This is a genomic window from Rudaea sp. (assembly GCF_036560865.1).
Lineage (GTDB): Bacteria > Pseudomonadota > Gammaproteobacteria > Xanthomonadales > Rhodanobacteraceae > Rudaea.
The window spans coordinates 1-16,426 of record NZ_DATBQK010000048.1; the positions used below are offsets into that span (position 1 = coordinate 1).

Annotated in this window: 16 protein-coding genes; 9 read left to right on the forward strand and 7 right to left on the reverse strand. The window is 64.1% G+C overall.

Annotation, left to right across the window (positions count from 1 at the left end):
• The 5 genes from VIE67_RS05525 to VIE67_RS05545 all read left to right on the forward strand — a co-directional run.
• Positions 1–1,263: YifB family Mg chelatase-like AAA ATPase (locus VIE67_RS05525; RefSeq protein ID WP_332024081.1), on the forward strand; the 1,263-nt coding region annotated here is incomplete at its 5' end.
• A 63-nt stretch (positions 1,264–1,326) separates the two neighbouring features.
• The gene (locus VIE67_RS05530) at positions 1,327–2,376 is read left to right on the forward strand and encodes an XdhC family protein (protein ID WP_332024083.1); all 1,050 of its coding nucleotides are present in this window, start codon (positions 1,327–1,329) and stop codon (positions 2,374–2,376) included.
• A 19-nt stretch (positions 2,377–2,395) separates the two neighbouring features.
• On the forward strand, positions 2,396–2,980 hold the full coding sequence (locus tag VIE67_RS05535) for a nucleotidyltransferase family protein (RefSeq protein WP_332024085.1): 585 nt from the start codon (positions 2,396–2,398) through the stop codon (positions 2,978–2,980).
• Between the two features lie 121 nt (positions 2,981–3,101).
• A complete protein-coding gene (locus VIE67_RS05540; protein ID WP_332024087.1) occupies positions 3,102–3,590 on the forward strand; it encodes a (2Fe-2S)-binding protein in 489 nt (162 codons plus the stop codon).
• A gap of 127 nt (positions 3,591–3,717) precedes the next feature.
• The gene (locus VIE67_RS05545) at positions 3,718–5,853 is read left to right on the forward strand and encodes a xanthine dehydrogenase family protein molybdopterin-binding subunit (RefSeq protein WP_332024089.1); all 2,136 of its coding nucleotides are present in this window, start codon (positions 3,718–3,720) and stop codon (positions 5,851–5,853) included.
• Positions 5,854–6,050: 197 nt separating this feature from the next.
• Here VIE67_RS05545 and VIE67_RS05550 read toward each other — a convergent pair whose 3' ends face one another.
• The 3 genes from VIE67_RS05550 to VIE67_RS05560 all read right to left on the reverse strand — a co-directional run bounded on the left by VIE67_RS05550 (position 6,051) and on the right by VIE67_RS05560 (position 9,005).
• Positions 6,051–7,082 (reverse strand): GGDEF domain-containing protein, encoded by a 1,032-nt coding sequence (locus tag VIE67_RS05550; protein ID WP_332024091.1) that lies wholly within the window; start codon positions 7,080–7,082, stop codon positions 6,051–6,053.
• 132 nt (positions 7,083–7,214) lie between these two features.
• Positions 7,215–8,513 (reverse strand): isocitrate lyase, encoded by a 1,299-nt coding sequence (aceA, locus tag VIE67_RS05555; RefSeq protein WP_332024093.1) that lies wholly within the window; start codon positions 8,511–8,513, stop codon positions 7,215–7,217.
• A gap of 99 nt (positions 8,514–8,612) precedes the next feature.
• On the reverse strand, positions 8,613–9,005 hold the full coding sequence (locus tag VIE67_RS05560; RefSeq protein WP_332024095.1) for a hypothetical protein: 393 nt from the start codon (positions 9,003–9,005) through the stop codon (positions 8,613–8,615).
• Positions 9,006–9,150: 145 nt separating this feature from the next.
• On the opposite strand from VIE67_RS05560, the gene VIE67_RS05565 reads away from it, so the two are divergent.
• Both VIE67_RS05565 and VIE67_RS05570 read left to right on the forward strand, forming a co-directional pair.
• The gene (locus VIE67_RS05565; protein ID WP_332024097.1) at positions 9,151–10,194 is read left to right on the forward strand and encodes a LysR family transcriptional regulator; all 1,044 of its coding nucleotides are present in this window, start codon (positions 9,151–9,153) and stop codon (positions 10,192–10,194) included.
• A gap of 73 nt (positions 10,195–10,267) precedes the next feature.
• A complete protein-coding gene (locus VIE67_RS05570; protein ID WP_332024099.1) occupies positions 10,268–10,405 on the forward strand; it encodes a hypothetical protein in 138 nt (45 codons plus the stop codon).
• Between the two features lie 15 nt (positions 10,406–10,420).
• On the opposite strand, the gene VIE67_RS05575 is transcribed toward VIE67_RS05570, so the two are convergent.
• Positions 10,421–11,017, reverse strand: coding sequence for a DUF938 domain-containing protein (locus VIE67_RS05575; RefSeq protein ID WP_332024101.1), 597 nt, complete (start codon positions 11,015–11,017; stop codon positions 10,421–10,423).
• Positions 11,018–11,141: 124 nt separating this feature from the next.
• On the opposite strand from VIE67_RS05575, the gene VIE67_RS05580 reads away from it, so the two are divergent.
• Together VIE67_RS05580 and VIE67_RS05585 are read left to right on the forward strand one after the other, a co-directional pair.
• Positions 11,142–12,371 carry a spore maturation protein gene (locus VIE67_RS05580; protein WP_332024103.1) on the forward strand — a complete coding sequence of 410 codons (1,230 nt, stop codon included), beginning with the start codon at positions 11,142–11,144 and terminating at the stop codon, positions 12,369–12,371.
• Positions 12,372–12,386: 15 nt separating this feature from the next.
• On the forward strand, positions 12,387–13,493 hold the full coding sequence (locus VIE67_RS05585; RefSeq protein ID WP_332024105.1) for a pyridoxal phosphate-dependent aminotransferase: 1,107 nt from the start codon (positions 12,387–12,389) through the stop codon (positions 13,491–13,493).
• 14 nt (positions 13,494–13,507) lie between these two features.
• On the opposite strand, the gene VIE67_RS05590 is transcribed toward VIE67_RS05585, so the two are convergent.
• The 3 genes from VIE67_RS05590 to VIE67_RS05600 form a co-directional block, all read right to left on the reverse strand.
• Positions 13,508–13,708, reverse strand: a complete 201-nt coding sequence (locus VIE67_RS05590; RefSeq protein ID WP_332024107.1) for a hypothetical protein — start codon at positions 13,706–13,708, stop codon at positions 13,508–13,510.
• 114 nt (positions 13,709–13,822) lie between these two features.
• Complete coding sequence (locus tag VIE67_RS05595) at positions 13,823–14,971, reverse strand: NAD-dependent epimerase/dehydratase family protein (protein WP_332024109.1); 1,149 nt, start codon at positions 14,969–14,971, stop codon at positions 13,823–13,825.
• Between the two features lie 82 nt (positions 14,972–15,053).
• Entirely contained in the window at positions 15,054–16,415 is a 1,362-nt protein-coding gene (locus VIE67_RS05600; RefSeq protein WP_332024111.1) for a TCR/Tet family MFS transporter, read from the reverse strand.
• Positions 16,416–16,426 lie beyond the last annotated feature (11 nt).

Below are 16,426 nucleotides of genomic sequence, written 5' to 3' on the forward strand. Positions count from 1 at the left end.
CCGATCGCGCTCGGTATTCTCGCTGCGAACGGCTGCATCCCGCGCGAGGCGCTCGCCGCGCACGAATTCATCGGCGAGCTCGCGCTCTCGGGTGAACTGCGATCCGTGCACGGCGTGCTGCCGGCGGTGCTGCATGCGGCCGAAGCCGGACGCCGCATGGTCGTACCTCGCGGCAACGGCAACGAGGCTGCGCTCGCACGCGACGCCGACGTGCGCATCGCCGACTCGCTGCTGGCGGTGTGTGCGCATCTCGCCGGGCGTTGCGAATTGCCGCGCGCAGAGGCGATCGAATCCATGGGGCAACATTCGATCGCGCACGTGCCGGATCTTTCCGACGTGCGCGGCCAGGCTCAGGCGCGCCGGGCGCTCGAGATCGCCGCGGCTGGAGCCCATCATCTTCTTTTGGTCGGGCCGCCCGGAACCGGCAAGACGATGCTGGCGAGCCGGCTTGCCGGAATCCTGCCGCCGCTCGAAGAAGAAGAAGCACTCGAACTCGCCGCGGTGCGTTCCGTTGCGGGCCATGGCATCGACGCGGCGAGCTGGAAACTTCGCGCATTTCGCGCGCCTCACCACACGGCATCGGCGGTCGCGCTGGTTGGTGGCGGCTCGCAGCCGCGGCCTGGCGAGATTTCGCTCGCGCATCACGGCGTGTTGTTTCTCGATGAATTGCCCGAGTTCGATCGGCACGTGCTCGAGGTTTTGCGCGAACCGCTCGAATCCGGACGCATCGCGATTTCGCGCGCCGCACGTCAGGCCGAATTTCCCGCCGCATTCCAACTGGTCGCGGCAATGAATCCGTGCCCGTGCGGCTATGCCGGCGATGCCTCGGGCCGCTGCGCGTGCACGCCAGACGCGATACGCCGCTACCGTGCACGCATTTCCGGCCCGTTGCTCGACCGCATCGATCTGCAGATCGAAGTGCCACGCGTACCGCTGGTGGAACTGGGCAGCGCCGGTCAGGCCGGCGAATCGAGCGCGAACGTGCGTGAGCGTGTGCTCGCGGCGCGCCAGCTGCAAATGCAACGCGCAGGCAAGGCCAATGCCGCGCTCAAGCATCGCGAGGTGCAGCGCGACTGTGCGCTGTCGGCACGCGACCGCGCCCTGCTCGAACGCGCACTGGACAAGCTCGGCCTGTCCGCGCGCGCCTACCATCGCATCCTGCGCGTCGCGCGCACGATCGCCGATCTGGCCGCTTGCGCGCAGATCGAAACGCCGCACTTGAGCGAGGCGATCCAGTACCGCCGACTCTCCGCACGCAGCTGATTGACGCTTGCGACCGGCGCAGGCGTTACCATTGCCGCTCGTCCCACCAACGATGCGAGTGCGATGGAATTGAGCGAGACCCGGCGAACCTGTGGCGGCCTGCGCGGCCTGCTCGATACCTTGTGGCGCATCCACACGCGCGACGCGCTCGCCGTGCTCGGCGTGGTCATCGCCACCGATGGCTCCACGTACCAGAAACCGGGCGCGCTCGTGTTGCTCGATGCGACCGGCTTGCGTCACGGCGTGATCAGCGGCGGCTGTCTCGAACCCGCGCTCGAACACGCCGCTCGCGAAGTCCATGCGAGCGCACACGCAGCGGCCGTCGATTTCGATACGCGCGGCGACGACGACCTGTTGTTTGGCAGCGGCATCGGCTGCCGCGGCCGCGTGCACCTGCTGTTGCTGCCGCTGCCGCCGCAGGGACCGCTGGCGCGCGCGCTGTTCGGCGCACTCGAGCAAGGCGTCGCTGTCGATCTGGCGCTGACCACGTCCGGCGCGGACACCGGTGCAGGCATCGCCAGGTTTGCTCCAGAATCCATCGCGTCACCAGCTGAGCTGCGCTGGGATGCAACGGGCCGCGCCAGCAATGCAGCGGTGGCGCCCAACTTGACCTTGCGCATAGATCCACCGCCGCGCCTGCTGCTGCTCGGCGCCGGGCCCGAAACCCCGTCACTGACGGCCATTGCGCAGCGCATGGGCTGGTTCGTCACTGCGGTCGAGCATCGTGGTCGCTGGGCCGCGTTCGCGCTGGCGGCACGCGTCGATCACCTACTCGATCTGACACCGGAAGTCGCGGCGACAGAACTCGGCGACAAACACGCCGACGCGATCATCGTGATGAGTCATAACTACGCGATCGATCTTGCGCATTTGCGCTACTGCGCGGACAGCGACGCGGGCTATATCGGCCTGCTCGGACCCTCCGCGCGCCGCGATGCACTGCTCGGCGAACTCGACACGGCAACTGCGCAGCGCCTGCGTGCGCGCCTGCACGCGCCGGTCGGCCTCGACCTGGGCGGCCACGGTGCCGAAACGATCGCACTCGCGATCGCGGCCGAGCTGCAGCAATATTTCTCGACGCGCGGATCCGCGGCAGTCTCTGCGGCTGCTTAGCAACATGCCGACAGCAGCGATGGATACTCGCGCCGTGCACGGCGTTGTGCTGCTGGCCGCCGGCAGTTCCACGCGCTTGGGTGAAACGAAGCAATTGCTGATCTATCGCGGCGAGACGCTGGTGTGGCGTGCGGCACGTGCTGCTATGGCGACCGCGCCGGGCGATGCGGTGATCGTGCTTGGTGCACAGGCCGATTCCATTTTTACACAAGTGCAAGATTTGCCTTTGCGCCGCGTCGATTGCGCGGATTGGCAGGCTGGCATGGGCGCTTCCCTGCGCGCGGGCATTGCGGCGCTGTCTTCCACGTGCATCGGCGCACTGATCGTGCTCTGCGACCAGCCGCATCTCGAAGCGGCGCACCTCGAATCCCTGTGTGCCGCGTGGCGACCGCAACCTTTGTGCGCCGCCGCGTCGCTTTATGTCGGCCATCTCGGCGTGCCGGCTCTGCTGCCGCGAGCGTGGTTCGCGGACCTGCAGACCCTGGAGGGCGATCGCGGCGCGCGCGATCTGCTGGCAGCGCGGCGCGATCAGGTTATCGCGATCGCCAACGAGGCACTCGCCCTGGATCTCGACCGCCCTGGCGATCTCGCGCTATTGGCCTGATCCTGTGGATGGTTGTTGCTTGTTCTTGGCAACTTTTTAATCACCGCGCGCTGGATTCGGTAATTTTCGCGGAGTAATCTCGACGAGGTTCGCAGTCAACCATTCATCAGCGAGGTGTCGCATGAAACTTTCGATCAACGGGCACGACCATGAAGTCGATGCGCCCGCCGATATGCCGCTGTTATGGGTGCTGCGCGACGTGATCGGATTGACCGGCACCAAATTCGGTTGCGGCATGGCGCAATGTGGCGCCTGCACCGTGCACGTGGATGGCGCGGCGATTCGCTCCTGCGTCACACCCGCGAGTGCGCTGACCGGCAAGCAGATCACCACGATCGAAGGGCTATCGAGCGACGGCAGCCATCCGGTGCAGCGCGCGTGGATCGAGGCCGACGTCGTGCAATGCGGCTATTGCCAGTCCGGCCAGGTCATGGCCGCGGCCGCCTTGCTCAAACAGAAGCCCGCGCCGAGCGATGCCGACATCGACGCGGCGATGAGCGGCAATATCTGCCGCTGCGGCACTTACCAGCGCATTCGTGCCGGCGTGCATCGCGCGGCCGAATTGATCAAGGTGGCGGGTTCAATCGAGGAGGCCGGCCATGTGGCGTGAAGGCATGAATTTTTCCGGGGTCGTGGCCGATGCTTCAAACGTCGCTCACACACCATCCCCACCCAACCCTCCCCTTGAAGGGGAGGGCTTGAGCGCGAAGCCTCGTCTCGCAACGGAGGACTTGAAAGTGAAGCGGCGCGACTTCTTGAAGACTGGCGCGACGCTGTCCGCAGGTCTGGTCGTCGCGTGCTTTATGCCGCCCGGCATGCGCCGTGCGTTTGCGCAGGACGCAGCGAAGAAACCTGCGCCGATTCCACCGAATGCGTTCGTGCGCATTGCGCTGGACGACACGGTCACGGTGTTGCTCAAGCACTCGGAAATGGGCCAGGGCGTATGGACGTCGATACCGATGGTCATCGCCGAAGAGCTCGACTGCGATTGGTCGAAGATACACGTCGAACACGCGCCTGCTGCGCCCGAGTATGCACACACCGTGTTTGGCATCCAGATGACCGGCGGCTCGACCAGCACTTGGGAATCGTTCGATCAGCTGCGCCACGCCGGCGCGACCGCGCGTGCGCTGTTGATCGCCGCGGCTGCGCAAAAGTGGAAGACGCAGGCAGCGGACTGCCACACCGAAAAAGGCTTTGTGATGTGCGGCGCGAACAAGGCGAGCTACGGCGAGCTGGCCGAGGCGGCAGCGAAGTTGCCGATGCCCGATGCGGTCAAGCTCAAGGGCATCGAAGAATTCACCCTGATCGGCAAGCCGACGCAGCGTCTGGACAGCAAGGCCAAGGTCACCGGCACGGCCGAATTCGGCATCGACGTGAAGCGACCGAACATGCTGATCGCCGTGGTCGCGCGCGCGCCGGTGTTCGGTGCCAAGGTCAAATCCTTCGATGCCGCGAAGGCAAAATCCATCGCCGGCGTGGTCGAAGTGGTGCAGGTGCCCAGCGGCGTCGCTGTTTTGGCCAAGCACTTCTGGGCGGCCAAACAGGGCCGCGATGCGCTGACGATCGATTGGGATCTCGGCACGGGTGCGACGATTTCGACCACAGGCCTGCGCGAGGACTATCGCAAGCAGGCGCAGACGCTTGGCACCGTGGCCAAGCAGGCGGGCGATGTCGATGCAGCGTTCAAGGGCACTAAGGTCATTGAATCCGAATACGAAGTGCCGTTCCTCGCGCACGCGCCGATGGAGCCGGAAAACTGCACAGTCGAGATCGGCAAAGATGGCGCGGACATCTATACCGGCACGCAGTTCCAGACGATGGATCAGAACCTGTCGGCGAAAATCCTCGGCCTCAAGCCCGAGCAGGTGCGCATCCACACGATGTTTCTCGGCGGCGGCTTCGGCCGGCGCGCGAACCCGACCAGCGATTATGTGACCGAAGCGGTGCAGGTCGCCAAGGCGTCGGGCAAGACGGTGAAAGTGGTATGGACGCGCGAAGACGATATCCACGGCGGTTACTACCGGCCGATGTGGCTGTCGAAGCTGCGCGCGACGCTGGGCAAGGACGGCAAGCCCGCGGCGTGGTCGCATACGATCGTCGGCCAGTCGATCATTGCCGGCACGCCGTTCGCGCCGATGATGATCAAGGACGGCATCGACGCGACCTCGGTCGAAGGTGCGGCGGACGCACCGTATCTGGAAAATATTCCGGCGCATCGCGTTGATCTGCATTCGCCGAGCAGCCCGATTTCGGTGCTCTGGTGGCGCTCGGTCGGGCATTCGCACACGGCCTTCGTCGTCGAGAGTTTCCTCGACGAGCTTGCGCATGCGGCAAAGCAGGATCCGCTGACATATCGCCGCGCGCTGCTGCCGGAAAAATCACGCGAACGCCTCGCGCTCGATCTGGCTGCGCAGAAATTCGGCTGGGGCAAGCCGCTGGCGAAAGGTCACGCAGCGGGCATCGCCGTGCATCAGTCGTTCGGCAGCTATGTCGCGCAGATTGCCGAAGTGTCGGTTGCCAACAAGCAGATCAAGGTGCATCGCGTGGTCTGCGCGATCGACTGCGGCCCCGTGGTCAACCCGCTCACGGTGGAGGCGCAGATGCAGTCGGGCATCGCGTTCGGTCTGGGCGCGGCGCTGCACTCCGAACTCACCTTGAAGGACGGCAAGATCGAGCAGAGCAATTTCCACAATTATACCGTGCTGCGTCTCAACGAAATGCCGCACGTGGAAGTGCATATCGTGCCAAGCACCGACAAGATGGGCGGCTGCGGCGAACCGGGAACGCCGCCGATCGCGCCCGCCGTCGCCAATGCGGTGTTCGCCGCAACCGGCCAGCGTTTGCGCAAACTGCCGTTGAGGCTCGCCTGACGCGCCGGTTCGCAAGTTGAGGTGAGCACGAGGCGAGCCCCAACTTTCCACAGGTTCGCGGTTCACCCACGACTTGCTCGTGAATCCTAGCGCGGCCCCGGCGACTCCGCCGCCCACACCGCGTTGAGCGCAGTCAACTCCAACAGTCATTGTGCGCGAAACCGCGCGGGCTGGCTAGGTAGGCTCGGCGGCGCGCGCTAGAAACCCAGCCGCCAGCCGTCGCCGCCGTCGCCTTTGGCCGCGTACAGCGCGCGATCGGCGATGCTGTACCACGTCGACCAGTCGGTATGCTCGTCGCACAGGCTCGCGCCGACGCTGACCGAGATCGACAGCGTTTCGTGGGGTGCAGGCAGGCGCCGCGCGCGCACCGCGGCGGCGATCTCGGCGGCGTGCTTTCCGGGATCTTCCCGGTGCGGAAGCTGGATGAGCACGGCGAATTCGTCGCCGCCCAGACGGCAGCATAGGTCGGCAGGGCCGATGCAGTTGCGCAACTCGCGCGCAACCAGGGTGAGCGCATGGTCGCCGACCAGATGGCCGTGCTCATCGTTGATTTTCTTGAACTCGTCCACATCGACGAGGAACAGCGCAAGGCGTGTCCCGGCCGCGCGCTGCGCGCCCGCGAGGAACTGGTATAGGCCGCGACGATTGTTCAAGCCGGTCAATTCGTCGGTGCAGATCAGACTGCTCGCGGTGGACAACTGCGTCTGCGTCTGACGCAGCGAGTGCAGGGTGGAGATTAGATCCTCGTTGCGGCGCTTGAGATAGGTGATCAGCTGCTGTTCGCTGGCGACGAGATAGGCGAACGAGCGGCGCATGAATTGCGCGAGCAGCAGCGGCTCTTTCTCGAGAACGGCCTCGAACACGATATGGTCGATGACGCGCAGGCTGCTCGGCTCGGTCGCTATCGCGCTTGCCACGCGCGCGTGATTGCCGATGAACAAGGCCAGCTCGCCGAGAAACTCGCGCGGCCCGAGCTGCTTGTTCGCCAGGCCATCGCCGAATTCGAGATCGATTTCCCCGCTCTCGATCACGAACATGCTGCGGCCGTGTTCGCCCTTGCGGAAGATCGTCTCACCGCGGGTCAGCTCGCGCGGCACACCGACCGCGCAGAACAAGGCAAATTCGGCATCGGAGAGCTGGCGTGCCAGCCTGCCTCCGAGCGGCCGGTCATCGGCGGCAGCGAGGGCTTCGGCAGCCTCCGACGCGGGCTGGGACGGTGACGACGACACGACTTTTCCTTTGCGAAGAGTTATGTGTAGACGTCGTTATCTTACGCGAAAAAGCCGCTTCTTGCCGGCATCTGCGGCGAGCGGCGATGAAAACGTTTCCATCGCCGCTTTTGCGATTCAGCCCGGCGTGTGTCAGGCCGCCGACGCGTGCGGGTGAAATTGCTCTTCCTCGGTCGAACCCTTGAGCGCGGTAGTCGAGGATTGGCCCTGCTGGATCGTCTGCGTCACCGCATCGAAATAACCGGTGCCGACTTCGCGCTGGTGCTTGACCGCGGTGAAGCCCCTGTCGGCCGCGGCGAACTCGGCTTCCTGCAACTCGACGAAGGCGCTCATCTGGCGACGCGCATAGCCGTGCGCGAGATTGAACATGGAGTAGTTGAGCGCATGGAAACCGGCCAGGGTGATGAACTGGAATTTGTAGCCGTAGCCGGCGATTACCGATTGGAATTTTGCGATCGTCGCATCGTCGAGATTTTTCTTCCAGTTGAAGCTTGGCGAGCAATTGTAGGCGAGCATTTTGCCCGGGAACTTCGCATGGATCGCGTCGGCGAACTGCTTGGCGAACACCAGATCAGGCTTGCCGGTTTCACACCAGACCAGATCGGCGTACGGCGCATAAGCCAGGCCGCGACTGATCGCCTGATCCAGGCCGTTCTTGGTCTTGTAGAAACCTTCGACGGTACGCTCGCCGATCACAAACGGTTTGTCGTTCGCATCGACATCGCTGGTCAGCAGATCGGCGGCTTCCGCATCGGTGCGCGCGACGACCAGGGTCGGCACACCGCACACATCGGCGGCGAGGCGTGCGGCATTGAGCTTCTCGACCGCTTCACGCGTCGGCACCAGCACCTTGCCACCCATATGCCCGCATTTTTTCACCGAGGCGAGTTGATCCTCGAAGTGCACACCCGCAGCACCTGCTTCGATCATCGCCTTCATCAGCTCGAACGCATTGAGCACGCCGCCGAAACCGGCCTCGGCGTCGGCCACGATCGGCTGCAGAAAGTCGATGCTGTCGTCGCCCTCGGCGTGATACAGCTGGTCGGCACGCAGCAGCGCGTTGTTGATGCGCCTGACCACAGCGGGCACCGAATCGGACGGATACAGGGACTGATCCGGATACATCTGACCGGCGAGGTTCGCGTCCGCCGCGACTTGCCAGCCCGAGAGGTAAATCGCCTTGAGCCCGGCCTTGACCTGCTGCATGGCTTGATTGCCGGTCAACGCGCCGAGCGCATTGACGAAGTCTTCGCTGTGCAGCGAGCGCCACAATTTCTCCGCGCCCAGACGCGCGAGCGAGTGCTCGACCGCGACCGTGCCGCGCAGACGCACGACATCCTCGGCCGTGTAGTTGCGCTTGATGCCGGCCCAGCGCGGGTTGTTGGTCCAGTCGAGCTTGATCTGTTCGGCGGTGGGCAAAGAGGCTTTCATTTCGGTTCCTTGATACGGTCAGGAAAGGGTCTTGGTGAAGGGTAGCGGCGACGGCGAAGCCCGGAATTGCGATTCCGGACGCCGCAGCGTTCGGCGTTTTCAGGTTTTCGCGTACACCGATTCGGCGAGCAGACGCGAGGCATGCAGCAGATGGGCCTGGCCCTGCGCACCGCTCTGCGGCCAGCGTTCTTCGATGCTCAGGATCGCGGCATCGAACAGGGCGAAGTCGACGAGCGTGCCGTCGTCCAGCGCCTGCGTCTTGCTGTACAGCCAGCCGCGCAGCTGCGCCTGCGCCGACTCAAGCATCGCAATCGCCGCCTTCGATTCGACAACCAGCAGACGCACGCAGCGATCGACGCAACCGACAAAATCCGCCTTGGTGATCGGGGCGAGGCCAGCATCCGCTGGCACCTGCGACAAGAGATTGACGCGCCTGTCCTGCGACTGCGTCGCCGCCCACTTGTCGTGTGTCTGTGCGATGCCCAGCGTCACCGTCGCTACCCCAAAGCATGTTGCATGGCAGCAGACTATGCTCGCCGATCCGATTTGACAAACTGAATGTTTCAATTCAATACTTTGACATTGTCAAATGATCTGCAAGTCATTGAATCGAAAATAATGAACGGCGAAAAACCTGATGGACAAACGCAATGAGACTGTAACAAAGACTCGCAACACGCCAGTCGGGCGGCGCAAAAGCAAAGCGCGCACGAAACGCGCGGGCGGCACCGGGTCGGCGCGCTTCTACTACAAGGGCAACCGCCTCAAGCAACTGCGTGCTTTCTGCTATGCGGTCAAGTTCGGCAGCGTCGCGCGCGCGGCTGAATCGCTGTTTCTGTCGCCCTCGTCGGTAAGCTTGCAGCTGTCCGCGCTAGAAGCGGAATTCGGCACGCGTCTGCTCGAGCGCACACGGCCGCGCCTGGCGCTGACCCATGAGGGCCAGCTGCTGTACGACCTCGCGCGGCCGCTGGTTGAGGGCATGGAGAATCTCGACCGCCAATTCCGCCTGCAGCAACGCGGCATGGAAGCACAGCAGATCCATATCGCCGCGGGCGCCTCGACCATCCAGTACCTGCTGCCGCCGCTGGTGCGCGACTACCGCGAACGCCATCCCGACGTGCGCCTGCAACTGGCCAACGTCACCGGCAAGGACGGCCTCGCCCTGCTGCGTTCGGATCAGGTCGATTTCGCGGTCGGCTCAATGCTCGACGTACCGCACGATCTGTCCTATGAGCCGGTGCAGTGGTTCGATCCGATGCTGATCCTGCCGCGCGATCACGTATTGGCGGCGACGGAAGACATTGCGCTCGAGGATTTGTCGCCGTACGGATTGATCCTGCCGCCGCAGCGCCTGACCACGTATCGTCTGGTCGATCTGGTGTTCCAGCAGCGCAAGGTGCCCTATCACGTCGCGATCGAGGTCGGCGGCTGGGAAGTGATCAAGCAATACGTCGCGATGGGTCTGGGCATCTCGATCGTGACCGGCATCTGCATTACTGCGGCCGATCACGAACGCCTTAGCGTGCGCAATATGCGCCGCTATTTCCCGCAACGCAGTTACGGCGTGGTCGTGCGCAAAGGCAAATACCTCAGCGCACAGGCCCACGCCTTCATCGATCTGATCAAGCCCGATCTGTTCGCGCGCCGCGACTACTACGAGTCGGGACACTCCGAGCGCTAACCATCAGGCAATCACCACGATCATTTCGGACGCGGAAAAATCCTTCTGCAATCTGGCGCGCGGCGCAGCGCGCGTGCGCGGCCAGCCTATGGTCCTGACGCCAGTCGAATTCCGCCGGCGCAAACTCGCTGATCTCAGCGTCCACCCGATCGCCTCGATCTACGGTCTGGGCTATCGCTTCGAGTGGCGCGAAAACGAAGACGCGACCTGACGCTTTCGTCGAAACCTATTTGTGCTGCCAGACCAGACAGCGATTGTTGGCCGGCATTGCGGCGTCCTCGAGCAGCATGAAACCCGCCGTCTGCGCCAAGCGGTCGACTTGTTCGAAATCGCGAATGCCCATATGCGCGGCACGCGCCTTGAGCGACCGGTCGAAATCGGCATTGCTTGCGCTTGTATACTTTCTGTCGTAGTTGAACGGGCCGTAGATCGCGAGCTTGGCATCCGCGGAAGTGATCGCCGGCAGCGCGGCGAACATCGTCACGACTTCCGGCCAGCCCATGATATGCAGCGTGTTCGCGCTGAAGATTGCATCGTAGCGAACTTGTGGCCAATTGCCGGCAGCCACGTCCAGGTCCAGCGGCGCTGGCGTATTCGGCAAGGCTGCCTCGGTCAGCCACAGGCGTATGCCCGGCAAATTTTCGGACCGATCCGAGCACTGCCAGATCAGCTGCGGCAACGCGTGGGCAAAATGCACCGCATGCTGGCCGCTGCCGCTGCCGATTTCCAGCGCCTGCCTGCGGTCGGCGAAATGCCGGCGCAGCAGCGCAAGAATCGGATCGCGGTTGCGCTCGCATGCGGCTGAAAAAGGCTTTTCACTCATCCGCATCGTTCTTTCAAGCACCTGTTGGCGGCGTTCGCCGAGTTCGAATATCGGGAGGTCAAACCGGCGCGACCCGATAGCGCGCTCTATGGCATGCTTGCCACCCGCCATCGAAGCTTAGCGCATGCTCAATCGCCTCTGGCTCGGATTTTTCCTCGTTGCCGCGGTCGCCGCACTGGCGCGCTGGCTGATCGGCGGCGACGCGGCCGTGTTCGCCGCGATGATCGCCGCGCTGTTCGACATGGCCAGGCTGTCGGTTGAAGTGGTGATCCTGCTGTTCGGCACGCTGACTCTGTGGCTGGGTTTTCTGCGTATCGCGGAAGCTGCCGGTCTGATCGACCTGCTCGCGCGTGCGCTCGGGCCGCTGTTCGCGCACCTGATGCCCGGAGTGCCGCGCGGACATCCGGCGATCGGCCTGATCACCCTGAACTTTGCCGCCAACATGCTCGGCCTCGACAATGCGGCGACGCCGATGGGTCTGCGCGCGATGCGCGAGCTGCAAACGCTGAATCCGGATCCGACCACCGCAAGCGATGCGCAGATTCTGTTCCTGGTGCTGCACTCGTCGTCCCTGGTCCTGCTGCCGGTGACGATTTTCATGTATCGCGCGCAGCAGGGTGCGCACGATCCGACCCTGGTGTTTCTGCCGATCCTGCTGGCGACCTGTGCGTCGGCATTGACCGGTCTGCTCAGCGTGGCCTTCGTGCAAAAATTGCATTTGTATAATCGCGTCGTGCTCGCCTATCTCGGCGGCTTCGCCCTGCTGCTGGCCGCGTTCATCGCCCTGCTCGCCTCGATGACACCCGCAGCCCTCGCCGCGTTCTCCTCGCTAGCGGGCAATCTGGCGATGTTCGCGATCATCCTGCTGTTCCTGCTCGCCGGTGCGGTCAAAAAAGTGCCGGTCTACGAAAGTTTCATCGACGGTGCCAAACAAGGTTTCGATGTGGCCAAGGATCTACTGCCCTACCTGGTCGCAATGCTGTGTGCGATCGGCGTGCTGCGCGCCTCGGGTGCGCTGGATTTCCTGCTCGAAGCGATCCGCCTGGCCGTGCAGGGCCTCGGTCTGGATACGCGTTTCGTCGACGCGCTACCGACCGCGTTGGCCAAACCTTTCTCCGGCAGCGCGGCGCGCGCTCTGCTGATCGAGACGATGAAGACCCAGGGCGTCGACAGTTTTCCCGCGCTGGTCGCGGCGACCGTGCAGGGCAGCACCGAGACCACGTTCTATGTGCTGGCCGTGTATTTCGGCGCGGTCGGCATCCAGCGCGCGCGCCACACAGTCGGCTGCGCCCTGCTGGCCGATTTCGTCGGCATCGTCACCTCGATCGCGCTCTGCTACTGGTTTTTCGGCTAGGTCAGGCGCGCCGCGATGGATTACCAACGCATGCCGATCGAAATCGAGTCGCCCGAGCAGATCGGTTACGCGAAGATCGCGTGCAATCTGACCGAGAGTTCTTTCCGCGATGCGCGTTTCGCCGATCTGAATCTCGATCTGCGCGCGCTCGTCTTGAGCTACGGCGATCATCGCGGTCACCCGTTTTTGCGCGCAGCGCTGGCCGCGGACTATGCCGTCGCCGCGAACGACGTGCTGCTCACGGTCGGTGCGGCGTCGGCGTTGTTCATCGTCGCCACGTCCCTGCTCGAACGCGGCGAGCGCATGCTGGTGCTGCGGCCGAACTACGCGACCAATATCGAGACGCCGCGAACGCTCGGCGCGGAGATCGATTTCATCGACCTCAAGTTCGACGACGGCTTCCGCATCGACGCGCGGCGCATCGCGGCGATGATCCGGCCGGATACCAAACTCGTCAGCATCACCACCCCGCACAACCCGACCGGCGTGATGCTCGGCGAGAGCGAATTGCGCCAATTAATCGAAATCACACGCATCCGTGGGTGCTTTCTGCTGGTCGACGAAACCTATCGCGACATGGCCTACCAGTCGCCACCGCCGCTTGCGGCATCGATCGCAGCGCACGTGATCAGTGTGGCAAGCCTTTCAAAAACCTATGGTCTGCCTGGTTTGCGTCTGGGCTGGCTGGTCTGCAGGGATAGCGAGCGCATGCATACCCTGCTCGCGGCGAAGGAGCAGATTTTCATCTGCGGATCCGCGCTCGACGAGGAGGTGGCCTGGCAGTATTTTCGTCGGCGCGAAAATTTTCTGCCGGCAATCCGCGCGGCGATTGTGCGTCATCGCGATCTGACTCTCGACTGGCTGGCGCGCGAAGCGCGCCTGCAGGTGGTGCAACCTGCCGGTGGCGTAGTGTGCTTTCCGCGCATCCGTGCCGATGCGCGGGTCGATATCGAAACCTTCTACCGTGTGCTCAACGACAAATACGCCACCTTTGTCGGACCCGGCCATTGGTTCGAGCAGGAGCGCGCGCTGATGCGCATCGGCTTCGGCTGGCCGACGACAGCGGAGCTGACGCAGGGGCTGGCGAATATCAGCCGCGCGCTGGACGAAGCCACGCGTTGACTCCGGCGCCACACTTAGCGCGCCGGCTTGCCGCCGAGTACACGTGCGGGCAGCGACAGCAGGGCGCGCAGAAATTCGAACACGCCTTCAAACGCGAGGCCGACCAAGCGGAACGGCAGCAACAGCAGCCAGACGATCGGATACAGCAGCAGGGCCAACAGCGCCAGCGGCCAGCAGAAAATGAACAGCAACAACCAGAGGACAAAGGTCAGCATCGCAGTTCTCGCTCAGACTTCGGATTTGCAAACATCACGCCTGAATAAAATCAGGCTCTGCTCAAAATATAGGCGATCCAGCAAACCACAAGATCGCGGACCAAGTGATGGGCACTATTTCGCCCGTGCCTTCCATGCGGCGAGCACGGCGTTCTCACGTTCGGCGGACAGGCCGGCGCGCAGTTTCGCCTGCCGCTCTGGCGGCTGTGCGCGGAACCAGGCCAAGGTGCCACTCGCGGTCGTCGCCAGCGGGCGGAAGGTCAGGCCGGCGGCGAGTGCACGGCGATTCAGGCGCCGCGCGAATCCGGCGCTGTCGCCTTGCGCCGGCACCCAGACCGGCATATCGCTCCACGGCGAGACTTTCTGCTGCGCAAGAAAATCCGCCGGAACCCACACCGGTTCGACCTTGGCATGAATTGCGTTGGCGATCCCGGTCAGCATCGCCGCCGTGCTCAGCTCACGCGCCGGACCGAAAGCGTTGTAGATGCCAAAATCTCGCTGCTCGGCCATGCGTATCGTCCACTCGGCCAGATCGCGCGCATCGATGAACTGCACCGGGTCCTTGCCATTGCCCGGCGCGAGCACCTCGCCGCCGCGCGCAAGGCGCACCGGCCAATAGGTGAAGCGATCGGTTTCGTCGCCCGGACCAACGATCAGGCCCGGACGGATAATCGTCGTGATGCCCGGAAATTGCTTGGCGGCCTCGTGCTCCGACAAGGCCTTCAGCGGGCCGTAAAGATGCTCGATATCGGCCTTCAGCGACGCCTGCGTTTCGGCCATCGCGTCCTTGCCGCGATACGGCGCGAGCGCCGCACTTTCGTCCTGGCCGGGCTTGCTGTCGTCGGCGTACACCGACACCGTCGAGATAAAAATATACTGTTTTACTTTTCCACTCAGCACCTTGCCGGCATCGCGCACCCAGAACGGCAGCGTGGTCGGATTGTCGATGCACACATCCCACTCGCGCCCGGCCAGCGATTGCAGATCGCCGGTGTTGCGATCGCCGAGCAGTTCCTCGACTTCGCCCGGCCACGCCTGCGGATTCTTGCCGCGATTGAACAGGGTCAGTTTGTGCCCGCGCGCAAGCGCGTAGCGCACCTGATGCGGACCGATAAAGCCGGTACCGCCGAGTATCAGAATTCGCAAGGGCTTGGCCGCCTTCGGCACCGCGGCGGCGAATGCGCGCGCGATCAGCGCCGGCACGGCGAGGCCTGTGGCAGCCAAGGCTCCGGTCTTGAGCAGATCGCGGCGGGTCGTAGTCATCGCATCTCATCCAACGGCAAACTCGTGATCCTGGGCGGTTGCGCCGCGCAGGCATGGGCTGGAAGTCAGGCCGCCGTGCCATTCAGGCGCGTGACTCTTCGGCGACCGGCGCTTGCAGCTCGACATTGGCGGCGACGTCCGCAATTTCGGCAGCCGCTGCCGCGCCCGCTGGCAAAGTGGTCGAGGATGGCAGGTGCGCGGTGACGCGCCAGGCCAGCAGCCACGCCGTACCGACCATCGCCCCGGCGAGGAAGAACGTCGCACCCACTCCCACATCATGCCATTGCGCCTGCGTCACTGCGGCGAAGAGGCGGGTGAAGATGGTCGGCGCGATCATGCCGGCGACGCTCGACAGACTCGCCACTGCGCCCTGCAGACGCCCCTGCTCGCGCGGATCCACCTGATGGGTCATGATCGCCTGCGCTGCCGGATTGGAGACGCCCCACAGTGCCGCGACCGGCATCGCCGCCCAGAACCACCAGCCGGTCGGCGCGAGTCCGTACAGTACGAAGCCCACGGTGCCGCAGCCGAGACCGAACATCAGCGTCCCACGTTCACCGAGCCAGCCGACGATCTTCTTGATCAGGCCGCCCTGCACGATTGCAGCGAGGATGCCGACCAGGGCCAGCGTGTAGCCGACCATCTGCGGCCCCCAATGGAAGCGGTAGTCGGCGTACAGAACGAAGGTGGTCGGATAGACCATGTGCGCGAGCGCCATCAGGAACATCACGCCGACCAGGCCGAGCACCTGCGGATAGCGCTGCAGCAATTTCAGCGAGCCGAGTGGATTGGCATGCGCCCAGTCGAAGTGCGGCGTGCGTTTTTCCACCGGCAGGGACTCCGGCAGCACGAACAGGCCGTAGGTGAAATTCGCCAGGCACAGCACGACCGCCAGCCAGAACGGCAGACGCAGGTTGATTTCGCCGAGAAACCCGCCGATCGCCGGCGCAACGACGAAGCCGATGCCGAACGCCATGCCGAGCATGCCGAAGGCCTGCGCGCGCTTCTGCGGCGGCGTCACGTCGGCGAGATAGGCATTCGCAGTGGAGAAACTCGCTGCGGTAATCCCGGAAATGATGCGGCCGATGAACAGCAGCGGCAGCGTGTTGACCAGCGCCATCAACAGGAAATCCAGGCCGAGACCCAGATTCGACAGCAGGATCACCGGCCGGCGGCCGAGCCAGTCCGACAGCGCGCCCTGCACCGGGGTGAAGAAGAATTGCATCGCGAAGAACGCGGTCGAGAAAAACCCGTACCAGATCGCGGCGCGCGAGACGTCGCCGCCGAGAAAGCTCTCGATCAGATGCGGCAGCACCGGAATGATCAGGCCGAACGAGAGGATGTCGATCAGCACGGTGATGAAGATGAAGACCAGCGCCGCGCGGCGGACCGCGGTGCCTGCGGGCGTTGGCGATGCGGCCCCCTTCGATTCAGCGTTCTCCACTTTTACACCCC